Annotated in this window: 13 protein-coding genes; 9 read left to right on the top strand and 4 right to left on the bottom strand. The window is 62.6% G+C overall.

The window, feature by feature from the left end; all coding sequences use genetic code 11:
• Positions 1-32: 32 nt before the first annotated feature.
• Complete coding sequence (locus tag ACZ2G3_RS11435; protein WP_470396107.1) at positions 33-1,025, top strand: GlxA family transcriptional regulator; 993 nt, start codon at positions 33-35, stop codon at positions 1,023-1,025.
• Positions 1,026-1,349: 324 nt separating this feature from the next.
• On the opposite strand, the gene ACZ2G3_RS11440 is transcribed toward ACZ2G3_RS11435, so the two are convergent.
• Entirely contained in the window at positions 1,350-1,628 is a 279-nt protein-coding gene (locus ACZ2G3_RS11440) for an SH3 domain-containing protein (RefSeq protein ID WP_470396109.1), read from the bottom strand.
• 382 nt (positions 1,629-2,010) lie between these two features.
• Between ACZ2G3_RS11440 and ACZ2G3_RS11445 the strand changes: the two genes are divergently transcribed.
• Together ACZ2G3_RS11445 and ACZ2G3_RS11450 are read left to right on the top strand one after the other, a co-directional pair.
• Positions 2,011-3,123, top strand: a complete 1,113-nt coding sequence (locus ACZ2G3_RS11445) for a metallophosphoesterase family protein (RefSeq protein ID WP_470396111.1) — start codon at positions 2,011-2,013, stop codon at positions 3,121-3,123.
• Positions 3,120-5,747 (top strand): AAA family ATPase, encoded by a 2,628-nt coding sequence (locus ACZ2G3_RS11450; protein ID WP_470396112.1) that lies wholly within the window; start codon positions 3,120-3,122, stop codon positions 5,745-5,747. The genes ACZ2G3_RS11445 and ACZ2G3_RS11450 overlap by 4 nt, the downstream gene beginning before the upstream one ends.
• Before the next feature lie 584 nt (positions 5,748-6,331).
• Here ACZ2G3_RS11450 and ACZ2G3_RS11455 read toward each other — a convergent pair.
• Positions 6,332-7,459: a DUF3800 domain-containing protein gene (locus ACZ2G3_RS11455; protein ID WP_470396113.1), complete on the bottom strand. Its 1,128-nt coding sequence runs from the start codon at positions 7,457-7,459 to the stop codon at positions 6,332-6,334.
• A gap of 330 nt (positions 7,460-7,789) precedes the next feature.
• Entirely contained in the window at positions 7,790-8,602 is an 813-nt protein-coding gene (locus ACZ2G3_RS11460) for an abortive infection family protein (RefSeq protein ID WP_470396115.1), read from the bottom strand.
• A gap of 162 nt (positions 8,603-8,764) precedes the next feature.
• On the opposite strand from ACZ2G3_RS11460, the gene ACZ2G3_RS11465 reads away from it, so the two are divergent.
• Positions 8,765-9,349, top strand: coding sequence for a hypothetical protein (locus ACZ2G3_RS11465; protein ID WP_470396117.1), 585 nt, complete (start codon positions 8,765-8,767; stop codon positions 9,347-9,349).
• Positions 9,350-10,075: 726 nt separating this feature from the next.
• On the opposite strand, the gene ACZ2G3_RS11470 is transcribed toward ACZ2G3_RS11465, so the two are convergent.
• Positions 10,076-11,242 (bottom strand): DUF4236 domain-containing protein, encoded by a 1,167-nt coding sequence (locus ACZ2G3_RS11470; RefSeq protein ID WP_470396119.1) that lies wholly within the window; start codon positions 11,240-11,242, stop codon positions 10,076-10,078.
• A gap of 671 nt (positions 11,243-11,913) precedes the next feature.
• Between ACZ2G3_RS11470 and ACZ2G3_RS11475 the strand changes: the two genes are divergently transcribed.
• The 5 genes from ACZ2G3_RS11475 to ACZ2G3_RS11495 all read left to right on the top strand — a co-directional run bounded on the left by ACZ2G3_RS11475 (position 11,914) and on the right by ACZ2G3_RS11495 (position 17,054).
• Complete coding sequence (locus tag ACZ2G3_RS11475; RefSeq protein WP_470396120.1) at positions 11,914-13,350, top strand: alkaline phosphatase D family protein; 1,437 nt, start codon at positions 11,914-11,916, stop codon at positions 13,348-13,350.
• 485 nt (positions 13,351-13,835) lie between these two features.
• Positions 13,836-14,849, top strand: coding sequence for a LacI family DNA-binding transcriptional regulator (locus tag ACZ2G3_RS11480; RefSeq protein WP_470396122.1), 1,014 nt, complete (start codon positions 13,836-13,838; stop codon positions 14,847-14,849).
• A gap of 68 nt (positions 14,850-14,917) precedes the next feature.
• On the top strand, positions 14,918-15,586 hold the full coding sequence (locus ACZ2G3_RS11485) for an amino acid ABC transporter permease (RefSeq protein ID WP_470396124.1): 669 nt from the start codon (positions 14,918-14,920) through the stop codon (positions 15,584-15,586).
• A 1-nt stretch (position 15,587) separates the two neighbouring features.
• Positions 15,588-16,244, top strand: coding sequence for an amino acid ABC transporter permease (locus ACZ2G3_RS11490; RefSeq protein WP_470396125.1), 657 nt, complete (start codon positions 15,588-15,590; stop codon positions 16,242-16,244).
• Positions 16,245-16,265: 21 nt separating this feature from the next.
• Positions 16,266-17,054, top strand: coding sequence for a transporter substrate-binding domain-containing protein (locus tag ACZ2G3_RS11495; protein ID WP_470396127.1), 789 nt, complete (start codon positions 16,266-16,268; stop codon positions 17,052-17,054).
• The last annotated feature ends 44 nt before the right edge of the window (positions 17,055-17,098 follow it).

Here is a 17,098-nt window from a genome sequence, read left to right on the forward strand (position 1 = left end):
CACCAGATTGTCCATAAACGTCATCATTTGCCATGCGTGTCACCTTCCTGTTGTTCGATGGATTCTCCAACATGGTTCTGTCCTGCCTGCTGGAACCGTTGCGCGCGGTCCGCGATGGGGGACGGGTGGATCTCGGTTGGCAGATCCTGACCGCGGGAGAAGGGCCGGTCAGATCCTCCAGCGGGTTGCTGGTGGTGCCGGACAAGAGGCAGCCGGGAGTAATCGATTTGCTGGTCGTCGTGGCGGGCTATGGCCATCGCGCCCATGCGCAGGGTCCCGTGCGGCGGCAGGTGGCGGATTTGGCGCGCTACAGCCTGCAGATTGTGGGCGCGGATGCCGGGCCGTGGATCTTGGCCGCCGCCGGGCTGCTCGACAACCGCGAGGCGACGCTGCACTGGTCACTGCTGCCTGAATTCGCCGAGGCGTTCCCCCGGGTCCGGGTGCTGTCGGTGGGTCATGTGGCCACCGACCGGGTCTGGACCTGCGGCGGTGCCTCGGATGCGCTGTCGCTGATGCTGTCGCTGATCGAGGCGCGCTTTGGCAAGGCTGATGCCTTCCTCGCCTCGGCGATGTTCCTGCGCGACGATCTGCGTCCGCAGGGCGACGTCCCCGACCGGCTGGCGGGTCTGGTGCGGGCCGGCCCCGCTCGCCTGCGCCGCATCCTTGACCATATGATCGAGACGATCGGCGACCCCGCCCCCCTGTCCCGCCTCTCGGATCTGGGCGGCATGTCGCCAAGCAAGATGGACCGGCTGTTCAGGGCGGATCTGGGCATGTCGCCGGGTCAGTTCTACCGGATGCTCAGGCTGGCGCGGGCGCAGGATCTGGCGCGCACCACTCGGCTGAGCCTGCACGACATCGCCCTCCGCTGCGGATATTGTGACGCCCCCGCTTTGAGTAAGGCCTTTCGAAACGCTTTTGGCCATTCAATCGGACATTTGCGCCAGCGTTCCGGCAAGAATGCGGAGCAGGTGATTGTAACTGGATCGAAAAGCGAATTCTCCAGTTCCAAACCGGCTTTATGATTTCTTGCGGAGAAACAATATGTTTGAGAGTAACTTTTATAAATGCGGGCTTCAGCCTTCGAGGCCTTAACAAGCAGATAATCAGCGGTCCGACGGGCAAGGAATGCCTATTGATAGGTCGGGAAAGAGGTTGTCGAGCAGCTGCGATCGTGGGCGAAACGTGCCACGAAATTGAGCTGCTGAACCGGTAGTGGCGCTCGCTTCATCTCGTGGAAATAGCTCTCCCTCGGAATATGCTGCAGGTAGTTTCGGCGAGTGCTCTAAGGGGCGGCATTTCAGCATCGACGGGGACTGAAAGGCAGGTATGAACCGTCGTTGCCGCTGTCAGCGATGCGCCAAATATTCCGCCGAAACGTAACCCGATATACTTGGCCTGTCGGTGAGCAAGACTCGGCACCAGACCTTGCCGTTATTCGACAGACAGGTTTGGCGGGTAAGGCGCGTTCCGTCGGGCAAACCGATAATGATGGCGTGATCAAGGCCGGGGCCCTTGCGAAGCTTCAAAAGATCGTCAGGGCCGGCGCCCTTGACCACTGCACCAGAACCGACCGTGCATGCGGCGGCGATCATGAGAGCGAGAAGAGAAGTGCAACGAGTCCGCATGATCTGCCCTGCATCGTTTTGATGTTACTACGACAGCACCACGCCTAATGACAGCAGGTAGATGCGGGCACCCACAAGGGTTGGCCCGAGTAGCCATCGAAGGCCCGCGCAGTCCCCTAACGCGGCAGTGCTGCCCAGGACTGCGCTGCAGCACCAGCTGGACGGGCGCGTTGGAGACACTGGGGCCCGGCAGCATGGGGGCGTCCGGCGGGCACTTGGGGGCCGCACGTTCACCTTGACTGGCTTTCATTTTGGATCGTCATGAACCGATGATGTGTCAGAGCCACAGATGATGGAGTGTCATGGGGGTTGCCGATCCCCTTCAGGTGCGCGATCTGTTCTGCACCCCTTCCGCTTCGCCATCACGAGGTTCCTGCCCCTGATGTTTCGCCTCCTGCACTCCTCCGATCTCCATCTGGGCAAAGCGTTCGGCGGCTATCCCGAAGGCATCCGCAACCGGCTGCGCGAGGCGCGCCATGGGGCGATCGGGCGCCTGGCGCAGGCGGCACGGAACGGAGGCGCAGGCGTCGTCCTGCTGGCCGGAGACACGTTCGACGCTGAGACCCCTGCCCCGGACACGCTGCGCCACGCCCTGCGCGCCATGGCCGCCGAGGGGGACCTGACCTGGGTCCTGCTGCCCGGCAACCACGACAGCCTGGCCGCGACGGAATTGTGGCGGCGCATCCTCCGCGACGCGCCCCCGAACCTGCGTGCCGTCACAACGGCCGATCCCTTTGAACTCTCTCCCGGTGCGATGATCCTGCCAGCCCCCTGCACGCAGCGCCGGCCGGGCCGCGACCTGACGGAGGCGATGGGTGCCGCGACGCCCGAAGGCCACCTGCGCATCGGCCTGGGCCATGGCGCGATCACCGACTTCTCGGGCGAGGAAGGGGTGCAGGGCATCATTCCGCCGGACCGCGCCCGTCTGTCGGGTCTGGATTACCTGGCGCTTGGGGACTGGCACGGTCAGATGCAGGTGAACGCCGCCACCTGGTATTCCGGCAGCCCCGAGGCCGACGGCTTCAAACATGCCGCGGACAGCGGCGCGCTGCTGGTCACGCTGGACAATGCGCCTCAGGTCCAGCCGGTCCGAACCGGCACCCTGCATTGGCGGACACAAACGTTGGACCTGCTGCCCGGCGACGATCCCGTGGCGCGGCTGGATCAGGCCCTGCCGCCGGCCCTCCAGCGCCGGAACATGCTGCTTCGGCTGGTGGTGACGGGCAGGCTGCCCTTGGCTGATCGCGCCACGCTGGAAGCCGAAGCGCAAGCGGTCGGACCGGATTTCGGCTGGTTCCAGTTCGACCCGAACGACCTTGAGACCGAGACGCGGCCCGACGATCTCGACGGGATCGACCATGCCGGCGCCCTGCGCCAGGCGGCCGAAATGCTTCTGGTCGAGACGCAGGATCCGGCACGCACGCTGGCCGAACGCGAGGTCGCGGCGTCCGCGCTGGCGCGGCTTTACGCCCTGGCCCAGGAGGTGCAGGCATGAGGATCCGCGCGATCGAGCTGACCAACATCCGCCGCTTTGCCGGACAGACTGCCCGGATGAACAACATCGGCGACGGCATCACCGTCCTTTGCGAACCCAACGAGTTCGGCAAGTCCACCTTTTTCGACGCCCTGCATGCGCTGTTCTTCGAACGTCACCGGGGCACGAGGGCCACGGTCAAGGCGCTGCAGCCCCATGCCGGCGGCGCCCCTGAGGTCGCGCTGGACATCGACCTGCCGCAGGGCCGGTTCCGCCTGGAGAAGCGATGGCTGTCCCGCCCCACCGCCCGCATCCGCGAGAACGGCCGGATCATCGCCCAGGATGACGAGGCCGAAGCCTGGATCGACGCCATCATCGGCCGTGGCCTGGCCGGTCCCTCGGGCCTCCTTTGGGTGCGACAGGGGCTACTGGGAATGGAACCCGAGGGCAGTTCCGCCAGCGACAAGTCCGAGCGCGAGCGGGCCCTCGGCGCCCGGCGAGATCTCGTCTCCTCCGTCGCGGGCGAGATCGACATGATGACCGGCGGGCGCCGGCTGGATGCGGTCGTGGGGCGGGTGGAGGATGCGCTGGGGCGGCTGGCAACCACTACCGGACGGGCCAAGGCAGGCGGGGAATGGGCCCGTGCCGAGGCCGAGGCGGACGCCCTTCGGGCCCAGGAGGCCGATTTGGCCGCCAAAGCGTCCCACCTGTCGGGCGAGCTGTCGCGACGGGCCGAGGTGCAGCGGCAATTGCGGGATCTTGACGACCCCGAGCAGGAACGCCAGCGCAAGAACGCCTTGGCGGCCGCCAAAAAGGCTCATGCCGAAGCCGAGGTCCATGGCGAAGCGGTGAGGGAGGCGCAACGGGATCTGGCGCTCGCGACAGTCACCGAGGAAAACACCCGGGCCACGATTGAGCGGCTGGAGACCCTGTCGGAGCGCCTGAGACAGGCCGAACAGGCGCTGGCGGCCGCACGGGACGAGGCCGCTGGCCACGAGACGCGCGCCGATGCCATGGCGGCCGCTGATCGCGAGGCCGCCGCCGCACTGGCCTTGGCCCAGGACGGCACGCGCATGGTGCGCGACCGGCTGGCGGCAGCGCAGCAGGCGCGCCTTGCCCAAGCCGCACGGGGTCGTCTCGAGCAACTGGCGCGCACCCTTGCCCGAGCCGAGGAGCTCCGCGCGAAGCAGGAAGGGGACCAGGCGCAGCGTGCGCTGCTGGCGGTCACGCCGAAGCTGCTGGCCGCCGCCGAACAGGCCCGCGACGCGCATGACCGCGTGGCCGCCGAGCAGGCCGCGCGCTCTGTCACCCTGCACCTGCGATACACGGGCGCCGCACATCTGCAGGAGGCCGGAAAGCCGCTGCCCGAAGGGGCGCATGCTGTGGACGGTCCGCGCAGCTTCGAGATGCCGGGCATTGGCACCCTTCAGGTCGATCCCGGCATCAGGGCTGAACGCGACGAAGGTGCCCTGGAACGCGCGGCCGCGACATTGCAGGTGCGTCTGGCCAGTTGCGGCGCGCAGACACTGGCCGAGGCGCGCGCCAAGCTGTCGGAGGCGCATCGTCTGGATGAGGCGCTGCGCGGGACCGAGGCGCTGCTGGCCCAGCTGGCCCCCGATGGCCTGGAGGCGCTGCGCCGGGATCATTCCCAAGCATCGGCCGAGGCAGGCGCTGTCACGGAGGCCGGAGAAGATCCCGCAACAATCGAAGCAGAGCTTGCCGCCGCGCTGCAGACGGAAAGCGGCCGCCGTGATGCGGCGCAGGACGCACACGCGGCCTTTGCCGCAGCCTCCGAGATGCGGGCAGGCAGGCGCGCGACCTTGGCTTCGGCCGGACGGGCCTTCGAGGCCGCCTTGGCCGAGGCCGGAGATCCTGCCGAGCTTGCCGGACGACTGCAGGTTTTGCGGCAGGAACAGGCACATCAGCAGGCTTCTCTCGCGCAACCTCGGGCCAGGTGCCTCCAGCTGGAGCAGAACGCGCCGGACCTGGAAATGACCGCCGCCGCGCTCTCACGCACCGAGTCGGTCCTGACCCAAGCTCAGGTCGCGCGGGACCGGCTGCGAGAGGAACTGGCCACGCTGAACGGCTCGATCGGCACCCTGGCCGAGCAGGGTCTCGAGGAGCATCTGGACGAGGTTCGGGGCCGCCTGGCCGAAGCCGAGGCCCGCGCCGGACGCTACGCTGCCGAGGTGCAGGCCTTGAGCCGGTTGCGGCGGGCGTTGGACGAGGCCCGCCGCAGCGCCCGCGACGCCTATCTGCAGCCCGTTGTCCGCGAGTTGCAGCCGTTGCTGTCGGTCATCCATCCTGGCGCCACGCTCGAGATCGATGACGACACGCTGCTTCCCGCCGCCCTGACCCGGGACGGCCAAGCCGAGACCCTCGACATCCTGTCGGGCGGCACACGCGAGCAGGTGGCGATCCTGACCCGTCTCGCCTTTGCGCGCCTGTTCGCCCGGACCGGCACGACAGTTCCGGTCATCCTCGACGATGCATTGGTCCACAGCGACGACGACCGGATCGAGGCGATGTTCACGGCGATCCACCGCGTGGCCCAGGACCAGCAGATCCTCGTCCTGACCTGCCGGCAGCGGGCCTTCACGGCTTTGGGCGGAGAGAAGGCAAGAGTAGTGGTGACACCCTCCTGAACTCGGATGCCGCAGTCTGCCTCGGGAGATGCCAGCAGCGACGAAAAAGGCGGTGAGCCGTCTGACGGCAGCGTAGCATAGCGGTCTCTGCGTGAGGCAAAGCGGCCGTTCGTCCATCGTGTTCTTGCGCCATCCCTCGAGCGCTAAAGCCCCATAGCCGACGTTCGCGCGCGAAGGCCATGAAGCAGTCACAGCATGCAGCTCGGTCATAACGGTCATTCGATAACCTACTCACGGCCGACTGCAGTGCGCGCCGCCTGCCGCGGCGAACTTGCCTACCAGTGCCTGGATGGGCGCGTCCAGCGTTCCACGGTAGTGCATGTCTAGGTGATCCTGCATCAGCTGGCGCGCAATGCCGGGGGACCTCATCAGCGCCTTCGCGTGGCTCGTCACTCCGTTGGTCGGTTCGCATCTGATCCACCCGTCGGATCTTGGTCAGCGGCGATTTCAACAGATCAACGGCGGTTGCGCTGATCAACGCCTCGACCTTGTTCGTCTCCCTTCGTTGGCGATGAGAAGGCGACGCTACTAGGGCGGGGCGGGAGCCTCGCTCTACGATCGGCTACTCGGCCCCTTTGCTGGGGTCATCCAAGAACTACGTCTCCACACGCAATCCCCTGCTCAATCATGGCAAAAAAGTCCTTGATCGGCATGCCTGTGCCACGGCCCTCTGCCTGTTCAACCAATTCTGTGAGGACTGCGTAGTGAACTTTTGCTGGATCATTCTCCAGTTGCACTCGTTCCAGGTCCGGGAAGATCGAATCTCTCAGCATTCCAGCATCGAGAGCATGGGCTGTGTCGTCGAAGCCTTCTGGGAGGCCATTTGTGTGGCAATGCACCACGGTGCTGGCCAGTATGTCAGCAAGTTGAATTGCAGGATGAGCTCGCGAGTCCGCGAACTTAACTGGCCCCGACATCTCCCACCCGAGGCGTTCGTCCGGATTCGTCATGCGAGCCCGCAGGAGCGCGGCATCCATAGTGTCATTCAACTGACCGGCCCACGCTCTCAGGGGCTTGCTGTCATCGCACAACACATCAAGCGCTTCATTGTATTGCCCCCAGTGGTTCAGGTGGCTCCAGAGGCCTGAAATCGACAGGTCAAGCGTCCAGGTGCCTCGGTCAAATGTGTGGTGCTGAACTTCGAAGATTTCCTTGGCAATGATTTTTCGGTGAGCACGGGCAAATCGACGGATCAAATCGAATGGATGCGGGCGCTGATTAGCAGCTCTGGGCGAGTATGCGAGAAGCGACGGTGCTTTCGCGAGGTCCTTGGTCCGCATCATCTCTTGGAATTCGGCGAGCGTAACCTTGACTTCAGGGCTGTCGCTCATGAACCAGAGATAGCAATACATCGCGATGAACTTGTGGAAGTCCTTCTGGTAGAAAATCTGCGGGTCGTCCTGAAAAACAGGCTCGAAGACATACTCGAAAACCCAGCCGCAGAGGGCTAGAAGCTTATCGTGGGCATTGATCGCAAAGCGGCCAGGAATATTCTGCACCAGATGGGAAATCAGCCTGCGGCCCTGAGCGCTCCCCATGAGCTTCGAGGCTTTGAGCTCGGGCATCTGCACAGGATGTGCTTTACGTGCTTCGGCAATAAGAGCCCACGCTTCTTCATCTGAGATGTTGACCGAGGCAAACGCGAAATACCTTTGGTCCTTTGCCAGCAGGTCTGGCCCAGTGAACCCCGCCTCATCGCAAGAAATCAACAACTAAGCATCCCCCCAAGCCACGCGTGCCGGTATTTTAATCGGGTCGGGCTGAGAGCGCGAGGCCTTACTATCTCCCGGTAGCTGTCCGCTGAAGCGACGAAACTGATCGTTTAATCGGCCACAGCCCCGCAGACGGCACCCAGCTCGGAACGGCAGCATGTCCGTGAGATACCCCAAAGAATGAAGCAAGGTCCGTGCTTCCTCTAAAAAGCGTCGCCTTTTGCTTCTCGCAAACGCTGAAATGCCCATGTCCAATGTCCCGCCGCCATTGTTCAGGCGGTTATTTCCGCGCAGCAAGTCCGGATCGTCGCGGGACGAGCGGTTTCTTTGTCAGTCCTCGAACAGTCGACCGTCGATAGCCTTCGAGAACCGGAGGAACGCAGTCACGCTGTCGAAGATGAAGCGGGCTTCGTCCATACCCACGAGCGTTTCGTTGTCGTGAGCGAACGACTGCTCGTTCCGGATGGGGTTCATCTCCTGAAAAACAGCGATGTGGGTCTTCACGATCCGGTCCGTCACGGGCGAAAGATTGTGTTTCTGTTGCAGGATGTTGACGTATTTCGCCACGCGTGAGTGGAGCGGGTCGTTCTTGCCGCAGTCTGGGCCGCCGTGTTTCCGGATCAGGGCGGCGAAACGCTTCATGCAATACGTGTGCAGCCGGTCGATGGCGGCGTGAGGCTTCTTTGCTTCGAGGTCCTGTCGGATAGATGCGACCAGTTCTTCGAGTGTTTCGTTCGGCTCGAAGGCTTCGATTGCCGTCGTATCAATGTGGTCGGCGCGCCCTTCGATGCGGGCAATGGCCGAGAAATACAGGCTCTGTGTCTTTTCGTTGATGACCGGGATGCCGTATGAGAACCCCGCCTTACGAGCTTCGCGGTGTTCCCAGAACTCACGAAGGATCTTTGCCACGAGATGAGGGGAAGCGTTCTCGATGAAGGACCGTAGCCTCTTCGCCTTCGAGGTCCCGCGGCCGCTGAATAGGTGTGACTGCGCGGAGGCGTCAATGCTTACTGTCTCGAAGAAGAAATCGTCGAAGGTCCGGTCGCTGAAATCCAGGACGTAGCCGCTGTCCATGCCGAGGACCGCCTCGATGGCGTCCCTTTCGAGACGGGGAATGAGCTGCTCGTATGGCTTCTTGAACATCGGAAAGCACCTAAATCGGGGGACTTCACACGTTCTACGCGATGTCAGATCATTGTTCTACACGTGCAGAAATTGCACCTGCGATATTGCCACACAAGACTCTTCCTCTCTCATCAGCGCCAGCTTAGAAACCGGAATAATGATTCAACAGGAATATCTACCGTGGAATATTTGACTGCAATTTCTGGATGGGCGAAGGCTAACCCTACCATCGTCGTCGCGATTATCGCCCTGTGCGGGGTTTTGATTTCCACTTCTGTGGCGTTCCTCACGGGGCGACGGTCCGTCTACATCTCGTCAGTTACCGCCGAGAGATCGAAATGGATCGACAAGCTTCGGTCCAACATCGCAGAACTGCTTCGCGTCTGTGCAGACATAAATAATACGCCGCCAGGTCAGGGCAGTCACAAGTATGATGAGAAGCGAAATAAAGCCGATGGCCTAATCGCCCTGATCACATTGCAACTCAACCCGGCGGATGAGGATGGCATCGACAACAATCTCATCAAGCATCTCCGGAAACTTGTGGACGCTACTGAAGTTGGAAGCGGCTACCGCACGGAAGAGGCGAAGTTCGTTCGCCACGCCCAGTTCATGCTGAAGGAAGAATGGGAGACCGTGAAGTCCGAAGCCCGCGGTTGGCTGGCCTCATTGTGGTATTGGGTTCAAGGAAAAAAGTGCACCCGCAAAGATGCCTACGACCAGTTCGTCCGAGAAAACCTACCGTGGGTGTCAAAGGACAAGTAAGTCCTCTGTGTAGAGATATGTTTTCCCATACGCCGCCGCGCCTCCCGCGTTGATGACGCTCACCGCCATAGCCAGCGCCAAGGCTCCGTCAATCTTGGCGGAGCCTGTTTCTTAGGTGAGCTTCCAGTTCTCCGCAGGTCCTTCACCACCACCGAGTTCGCGACGCACACCCGCTCGCCGTCGCAGCTCGTGGACCTTTCCCTTCTCACCACTGACAGCTTAATCGCATTAGGCGGTTTGGAACGGGTATATTCCTGATGCTGAATGTCGGGAATGCCCCATTCGCAACTTTGCTCGGCAGGTGTGCTGCTGCAAGGTCGAACGTCCGGTTCCGGGAAATTGGCAAGTTGCCAGTAGTCGGAGCGAATGGCGGTTATGGGCCGAGTGCGCGGTTCCGAGGCTGCCGCGCCACCGTTGCGTCGCCAGCACCGGCCGATCGACGTGAACAGCCCGAATTTCCAAATGCCGCGCTTCGAGTGAATGTCCGCTTTCGTGAACAACGCCACATGACCGACTTCTGCGCCGACGTTGACAGATCGGGCGCAAAAATTGGATGTTCTCAGGGTCGTAAAGAGACGAAGCCATGGCTATCGCCTTTACACTGATCGAACCGGTCAAGCTCAACAAAATTGAACCTCAGGGCTGGCTCACATGGGTTCTCGCCTAGATTGCCGACTACAAGATCACCCGACTGGACGAACTGATAAGATTGCGGACATTTACCTTTTATGCCTCTCTCGTAATCAGGAGAGGCTCGGCGTCCTTCAACTCTTTAGTGACGCGGCCGAGCTCCGTCACGGCGCTTCCGTAGGCTCCGCTGATTCCGTGCTTCGAGACCTGAAGCAGCCCCTTGAAGCCGCCCTCGCTCACCATGCCGATCTCTTCGAACAGGCAGATCGGCAGCTGGCGGTTGTCCTTGAAGCGGCGGTCAGGTCCGCCCTTCTTGTTGACGTATTTCCAAGTCTGGCCGACGACTGTTGCGTCCGAAGGGGCGGAATCCATGATCATGCGTTGATCACGGACCGCAGTGCGGATGGTCTCGTAACGGACCGCTCCGAACCGCTTGTTCTCTTCGATTAGGATGCAGTCCGGGAAGAAGTAGCATTTCTTTCCGTCGATCATGATGACGGGAGGCGTTACGTTCGACGCAACCCCGGGCGGAAGCGTGTAGGATACGGACGTTTCCTTGTTGTCCACCAAGGCCGATGCGCCGGCATTCTTCTTCCAAGCATGAAGGTTGGTGATGTCACCCTTCGCCTTCACAAACCAAACTTTGCTTGATCCGGCGATCCGGTCGATCGCCCCGACGAGCGCCTTATACCTTTCCTCAGCTGCTGGCTCAAGGTTGTATGCGAACACGACGTTTCGCCGCGGGATGTCGAGCATGTTGCCGATCGTGTAGGCGGCAACCAGCAACGCCACAAAAACTCCTATGGCGACGGGGTTTTGCGACACGAATGAGAAGACAAGGCCGACCGCAGCGACGCCGCAAAGTATTAGCGTGTAAGACGGACGCTCGCGCGCCTCGTTCAGGCTCCTCAGGGCTTCCGAATGACTTTCCGACACGAGGACGTCCGCCTCCGCCGAAAGGATGCGGCGCATCAGGACCCCGTCATCCGTCATGTATGTCGGCAGCTTGTAGTCAGGGGCGATCCTAGCGATTTCGGACCGGTAGTCCGTCGTGTCGTTGGCCGGGGCCGACTTTGGCTTTCTCCCGAGCCCCCCTAGGGATTTCCGATAGTAGACGCCGTTCATTCCGGCGTGAATGTAATGTCCCTTCGGACCTGTCCCGACGCGAAACCCTTTCACGCCGGCGGAGATCCCGAGGCCTGATTTGGAGAGGTTAATCCGGAACGGACCGAGGCTGACAGAATCTCTGATGTAAAAAGGCATGGCCCACCCACAATGAAGCGAGTGCAGGTTGCACGTGAAATGCGACCCGAGCCAGATAATAAATACGAGATTAGTTCAGGAGCGGAGTGTTGTTCACTCTCAGGGCGGCACGAAGCGCGGACTGGCCAACTTTCACACGTGCGGCGGCCTCACGGATTGTGAGGCCGGTTGCAATAAGCTAGCGGGCACGCGCCACCCTTTCTGGCGTGGCAGCCATCGGCCGGCCATCCTTCCGACCCCTTGCTGCCGCCGCCGTAAGTCCTGCATTCGTCCGTTCACTTAGAACTTGCGACAAGCGGACTTTCAAATGGAGCCCATGAACGGCAGCTTGGTCCCGCATAGCAGACTTTACCTGTGCGATCTCGCTGCGCCAAGCACGAACGGCCGGTTTGGAGAAGATACGCGATGGCATCAGTCACGCGTCGAACGGCGGCTTTGGGCCGATCATCGCAGAGCGCACCGGCAGACAAATAGCTACCGCTGCATTCCCTCTGACAGGAAGCGACAGCTGATCCGATGCTGATGCTGATCCAGAGCTACCTGATATTCGCCAGCTGACAGGGCGAAGCACTCGCCACCTTGGTCGGGTTGTTACCCGCGCCGCCGTGATTTCGCCGCCTTTGCCCCAGATCGAGATTGCGCCGCGCCTGGTGGCACAATAGCTCATCGAAATGCGGTTCCAGATCACGTCCACCATCGGCCCTGTCCTTTTCCTCGACGATCTCGACGGAGATCAGATGCGGCTGTCGGCGCTGTTCATCACGCCAGCGGGCGAAGCCCTTCCGCCGCCCCTCCTGCTGGAGGCGGGTGAGGCGACACCTGCCTGCTTGGCCCTCTTTGAGCAAGCCACGGTCTGGCGCGCACGCTTCACGCTGCCTGCGGATCGGACGTCGTCTTATGCATGGAGCGGAGAGACCTATCAGGTCTCGGGCGACCTGACGGGCGACCTGCGCCTTGCCTATGTCTCGTGCAACGGCGAGGAGGTCGGCGACATGGCCCGCGAAGGGTCCGAGCGCAACGCCATGTGGGCCCGCCTGCGCGACGAACACCGCCGCAGCCCCTTTGCCTTGATGCTGCATGGCGGCGACCAGATCTATGCCGATGAGGTCACCCAAGGCCATGACCTCAGCAACGACTGGCCCGACACGCTGCCGCCCAACCCATCGCAGGCCGCGCTGGCTGATCTGCGCCGCCATCTGCGCCAAGGGTTCTTCGACCGATACGCCGCGATCTATGCCGCGCCGGAGATGGCCTGGCTGGCCGCGCGTGTGCCGTCGCTGACGCAGTGGGACGACCACGACATCTGCGACGGATGGGGGTCGCTGCGCCGGTCGCGGACCAATTCGCCGGTTGGGCAGACCCTGTTCGTGGCGGCGCGGGAAGCCTGTCTGATCTTTCAGCACGCCGCCACCGACGGCGACCTGCCCGCCCGCTTCGCCGATCCTGACGGGCGGCATCTTGGGTGGGGCATCCACGCGCCGGGCCTGCGCATCCTAGCCCCCGACCTGCGGTCGGAGCGGACCCGGCGGGCGATCATGGGACCGGGGGGCTGGGCGATGATGGAGGCCGAGGCCGCGCACCGCACCCCGGGCCACACGCTGCTGATGTCCAGCGTTCCGTTGCTGGGGCCGCGCCTGTCGGTGCTGGAGACGCTGATGGTCGCCATTCCCAGCATGCAGAAATATGAGGATGACCTGCGCGACCAGTGGCAGAGCCGGGCGCATCGTGAGGAATGGCGGCGCATGCTGCGCCTGGTCCGGGTCATGGTCGACCATGACGGGCATGACCTGACCTCGATCTCGGGCGAGATCCACCTTGCGACCCGCGCGGTGATGGGCCTGGGCCAAGGCCGTCACCTGAACCAGCTCGTGGCCTCGGGCGTAGCGCATCGGGCGCCGCCGAAGGGCTGGGCCCGGTTTCTAGGCGCGTTGGCAAGTCTGGGAGAGAGCCCTCTGCGCGGCCATCCCATCAAGATCAGGCCGCTGCCCGGCCAGTCCGCCCGCTATGTCGCTGAGCGGAACTATCTGGTGCTTGAACGCGGCACTGGCGGTTGGGCGGCACGGTGGGACCTGGAGGCCAGCGGCATGACAGGGCCGTTGCCGCTGTGACCGACGGCGGGCGAAGTGCGGCGTGTGACACCATGGCCTAGTGGTTTCATCAGGCTGCGGTGAGACAGAGTGGGTCTTTGAACAAGACCAATGCGCAGGCGCTTCCAATCCGATCCTGCCAGCAAAGCCGCTTTGCTATCTGCGCATTCGGTCATCAGACTTGCTACGCCTGCGCCCCGGCCGAAGTGCATCTGCACGTCAACTTCGGGTCAGTCAGACCCGAGGTTGACGCAAGCCACAAGGGACCAGACGGCGCATCGGCAGAACGCGGAACCTTCGTTTCGCGTGGCAGACGCCGCTAGGTCGATCTTTCTGCATGGCGCACCAACGTCCGGTTCAGAGAGTTTGCATTGCTGTAGCTAACTGGTGCCAGCCGGCGGCTATGGGCTGCTTCCGTATGCTGCGCTTGCCGATACCGTCTTGCGCTTCAAGGTTTGTTTCCAGATCGATAATACTGTCCACATTCAGCCGTATTTAGGTGCTTCATGAACGTAAGGCGACCAACCCTGGAAGACATCGCCTCCGTTGCGGGAGTGTCCCGGGCGACGGTCTCCCTCGTCGTGCGACAGTCCCCACTGGTAGCCGAGCGCACCCGTCAGAGGGTCGAGCAAGTCATGGCCGACCTCGATTACGTTCGCGACATCGGTGCTGCCCGGCTTCGCAACAGAAGCAGCCGGACGGTAGGACTGGTTGTGCCAAACCTGGTGAACCCGTTTTTCACGGAGTTCCTCACGGGCGTCGAGCAGGTGATGCGTGAGCAGGACCGGGTCGTCTTGCTTGCTAACAGTGAAGACGACCCGCATCGGCAGGACAACATCCTGCAGCGCTTCCGAGGGCATGGGGTGGATGGTGTGATCCTCTGCCCCGCGGCGGGAACGGATGTTGCGCTGCCGGGGCGGATGCGGCAATGGGGGCTGCCCTTGGTGCAAGCCTTGCGCGAGGTCGGCGTTCTAGAGACAGATTATGCGGGCGCCGACTACATTGCAGGAGTCGGACTTGCGCTGCAGCATCTCGTTGACTTGGGGCATCAGCGCATTGCATTCCTGTCGGTGCGGGCGACCACCTCGGCCAAGGTCGAACGACTAAAGGGATTTTCCCAGGGCATCGCTGAAACTGGCGCCCTCGATGCGGGAGTCATTGAGGCTGACCTGACATGGGAAGGCGCTGCCCATGCCGCTGAAGCTGTCCTGTCCCTGCCATCCCGACCCACCGCTGTGCTCTGCTTCAATGATGTGCTGGCAGCCGGACTGATGTTGGGGCTGCGACGTGCGGACCGGCAGCCCGGACGCGATATCGCTGTGGTAGGTCTGGACGACCTGCCACTCGCCGAGCTGACCAACCCGCCGATGACCAGCGTCGCCATGCGCCCTGCCCTGATTGGCGCGGAGGCTGCGGGGATGCTGGCGCGGCGGCTCACCTCGCCCGAACTGCCATTGGAGAGGTTCATTCAGCCTGCTCGGCTGGTCGCACGAGAAAGCTCGGGCCCCAGGAAGGATTGACAGGCCATTCAGTTACGTTTTAGATCGTTCTAAGTCGTGTGAATAGAGACATCCGCAGGGGAGGGCAGATGTATCGCTTCAACTTTCAGCCGGTTTTTGACAATCTGGACATGCTGGCTTACGGAGCCTGGCTGACTATCCAGCTGTCGTTCACGGCCATGGCCATTGGGCTGGTCGTGTCGATCCTGGGGGCAGTCGCCAAGACGTCGGGCATCCGGCCGCTGCGTTGGATCATCGACGTCTATGTCGAGGTCATCAGAAACACACCCTTCCTGATCCAGATCTTTTTTATCTTCTTCGGCTTACCCGCTCTGGGCGTCAGCATGTCCCCTAACACCGCGGCCCTTGTGGCGTTGGTGATCAATGTCGGCGCCTATGGGACCGAGATCATCCGCGCCGGCATTGAGTCCATCCCCCAGGGGCAGATCGAGGCCGGGCGCGCCCTGGCCCTGACGCCGACGCAGATCTTCCGCCATGTCGTGCTGAAGCCGGCACTGCGCAACATCTATCCCTCGTTGACCAGCCAGTTCATCTATCTGATGCTGACGTCCAGCGTAGTGTCGGTCATCTCGGCCAATGACCTCGCGGCCGCCGGTGCGGACCTGAACGCGCGCACCTTTGCCAGCTTCGAGATCTATCTGGTGCTGACGATCATGTATTTCCTGCTGGCCTTGGGGTTCTCGACGCTGTTCGGGACGCTGCGGCGGTTCTTCTTCAACTATCCGGCGGGGCGCTGAGATGATCCGCGAGTTTTCCTCCGTCGACCTGATCTTCATCGCCATGGCGATCCGCTGGACGCTGATCCTGTCGATCATCGCTTTTGTTGGCGGCGCAGCTGGTGGCCTGGTGCTGGCATTGTCGCGCACCTCGCACAGCCGAACACTGCGTTGGGTGTCCATGTCCTTCATCCAGGTCTTTCAGGGCACGCCGTTGCTGATGCAGCTGTTCCTGGTGTATTTCGGCCTGGCTGTTCTAGGCCTGCCCATCGATCCGCTGCTGGCCGCAGCCGTCGCCCTGACACTGCATGCCAGCGCCTTTCTGGGCGAGATCTGGCGCGGTGCCATCCAAGCCGTTCCGCAAGGCCAATCCGAGGCTGCCAACGCGCTGGCCCTGTCCTACCGCGACCGGATGCGGCACGTCGTTCTGCCGCAGGCGATGCGCGTGGCCACGGCCCCCACGGTCGGGTTTCTGGTGCAGCTGATCAAGGGCACCTCGCTGGCCTCGATCATCGGGTTCACCGAGCTGACGCGCGCTGGACAGATCGTCAACAACGCGACGTTCCAGCCCTTCCTGGTCTTCGGGACAGTTGCCGCGCTTTATTTTGTTCTGTGCTGGCCGCTGTCGCTGCTGGCACGCCGGATGGAGGCGCGCATGCGCTTGGCCATCACACGCTGAGTTTCTTTGGAGGAGGATACCATGAAACTGACCCGTCGCCTGTTCGCGGCCCTTGCCGCCACCACACTCATCGCCACCCCAACGCTTGCCGCCGACCTGCAGCAGATCCGCGACGCGGGAACTGTCCGCATCGGCATGCTGGTCGACTTCCCTCCTTTTGGGATCCAGGACACATCAGGCAATCCTGATGGCTATGATGCAGATGTCGCCAAGGCCTTGGCCGAACATCTGGGAGTCGAGGCGGAGATCGTGCCAGTCACAGGCCCTAACCGCATTCCCTATCTGCTGTCGGGTCAGGTCGATGTCCTTGTGGCCTCGCTCGGCATCACCCCGGAGCGTGCCGAGCGGGTAGATTTTTCGACCCCCTATGCGGGCATCGCCATCGGCGTCTATGGAGGCACGGATGTCGAGGTCGCGGGACCCGAGGATCTGGCCGGAAAATCCGTCGCCGTCGCTCGTGCCTCGACCCAGGATACTGGCGTCACAGAGGTCGCCCCGGAAGGCACCGAGATCCGCCGCTTTGACGACGATGCCAGTGCCGTGCAGGCATTAATGTCGGGGCAAGTGCAGACGATCGGCTTGTCGAATGTGGTCTTCTCGCAGATTGCCGATGTGGCGGGAGATCGTTTTGACAAGAAGTTCGACCTGTCCAGCCAGGTTCAGGGCATTGCGGTGGCGCCGGACTCGGACGCGCTGCTGGAAGAGATCAACGCCTTCGTAACCGAGGCCCGCACCGACGGCACCCTGGATGCAATCCACCAGGAATGGCTGGGCGAGCCGCTGCCCGACTTCGTCAAGACTGCCGAGTGACCGGACGCGCCCGGCCACTGCGGCCGGGCGCCCTTGCCAGGGAG

Source organism: Paracoccus sp. KKT209 (assembly GCF_055635455.1).

What these genes read in the sequence shown, in the direction of transcription:
- ACZ2G3_RS11485 (WP_470396124.1), top strand. Translation starts at nt 14,918, where the DNA reads ATGTATCGCTTCAACTTTCAGCCGGTTTTTGACAATCTGGACATGCTG.
- ACZ2G3_RS11490 (WP_470396125.1), top strand. Translation starts at nt 15,588, where the DNA reads ATGATCCGCGAGTTTTCCTCCGTCGACCTGATCTTCATCGCCATGGCG.
- ACZ2G3_RS11445 (WP_470396111.1), top strand. Translation starts at nt 2,011, where the DNA reads ATGTTTCGCCTCCTGCACTCCTCCGATCTCCATCTGGGCAAAGCGTTC.
- ACZ2G3_RS11475 (WP_470396120.1), top strand. Translation starts at nt 11,914, where the DNA reads ATGCGGTTCCAGATCACGTCCACCATCGGCCCTGTCCTTTTCCTCGAC.
- ACZ2G3_RS11435 (WP_470396107.1), top strand. Translation starts at nt 33, where the DNA reads ATGCGTGTCACCTTCCTGTTGTTCGATGGATTCTCCAACATGGTTCTG.
- ACZ2G3_RS11460 (WP_470396115.1), bottom strand. Translation starts at nt 8,602, where the DNA reads ATGTTCAAGAAGCCATACGAGCAGCTCATTCCCCGTCTCGAAAGGGAC.
- ACZ2G3_RS11480 (WP_470396122.1), top strand. Translation starts at nt 13,836, where the DNA reads ATGAACGTAAGGCGACCAACCCTGGAAGACATCGCCTCCGTTGCGGGA.
- ACZ2G3_RS11440 (WP_470396109.1), bottom strand. Translation starts at nt 1,628, where the DNA reads ATGCGGACTCGTTGCACTTCTCTTCTCGCTCTCATGATCGCCGCCGCA.
- ACZ2G3_RS11470 (WP_470396119.1), bottom strand. Translation starts at nt 11,242, where the DNA reads ATGCCTTTTTACATCAGAGATTCTGTCAGCCTCGGTCCGTTCCGGATT.
- ACZ2G3_RS11450 (WP_470396112.1), top strand. Translation starts at nt 3,120, where the DNA reads ATGAGGATCCGCGCGATCGAGCTGACCAACATCCGCCGCTTTGCCGGA.
- ACZ2G3_RS11495 (WP_470396127.1), top strand. Translation starts at nt 16,266, where the DNA reads ATGAAACTGACCCGTCGCCTGTTCGCGGCCCTTGCCGCCACCACACTC.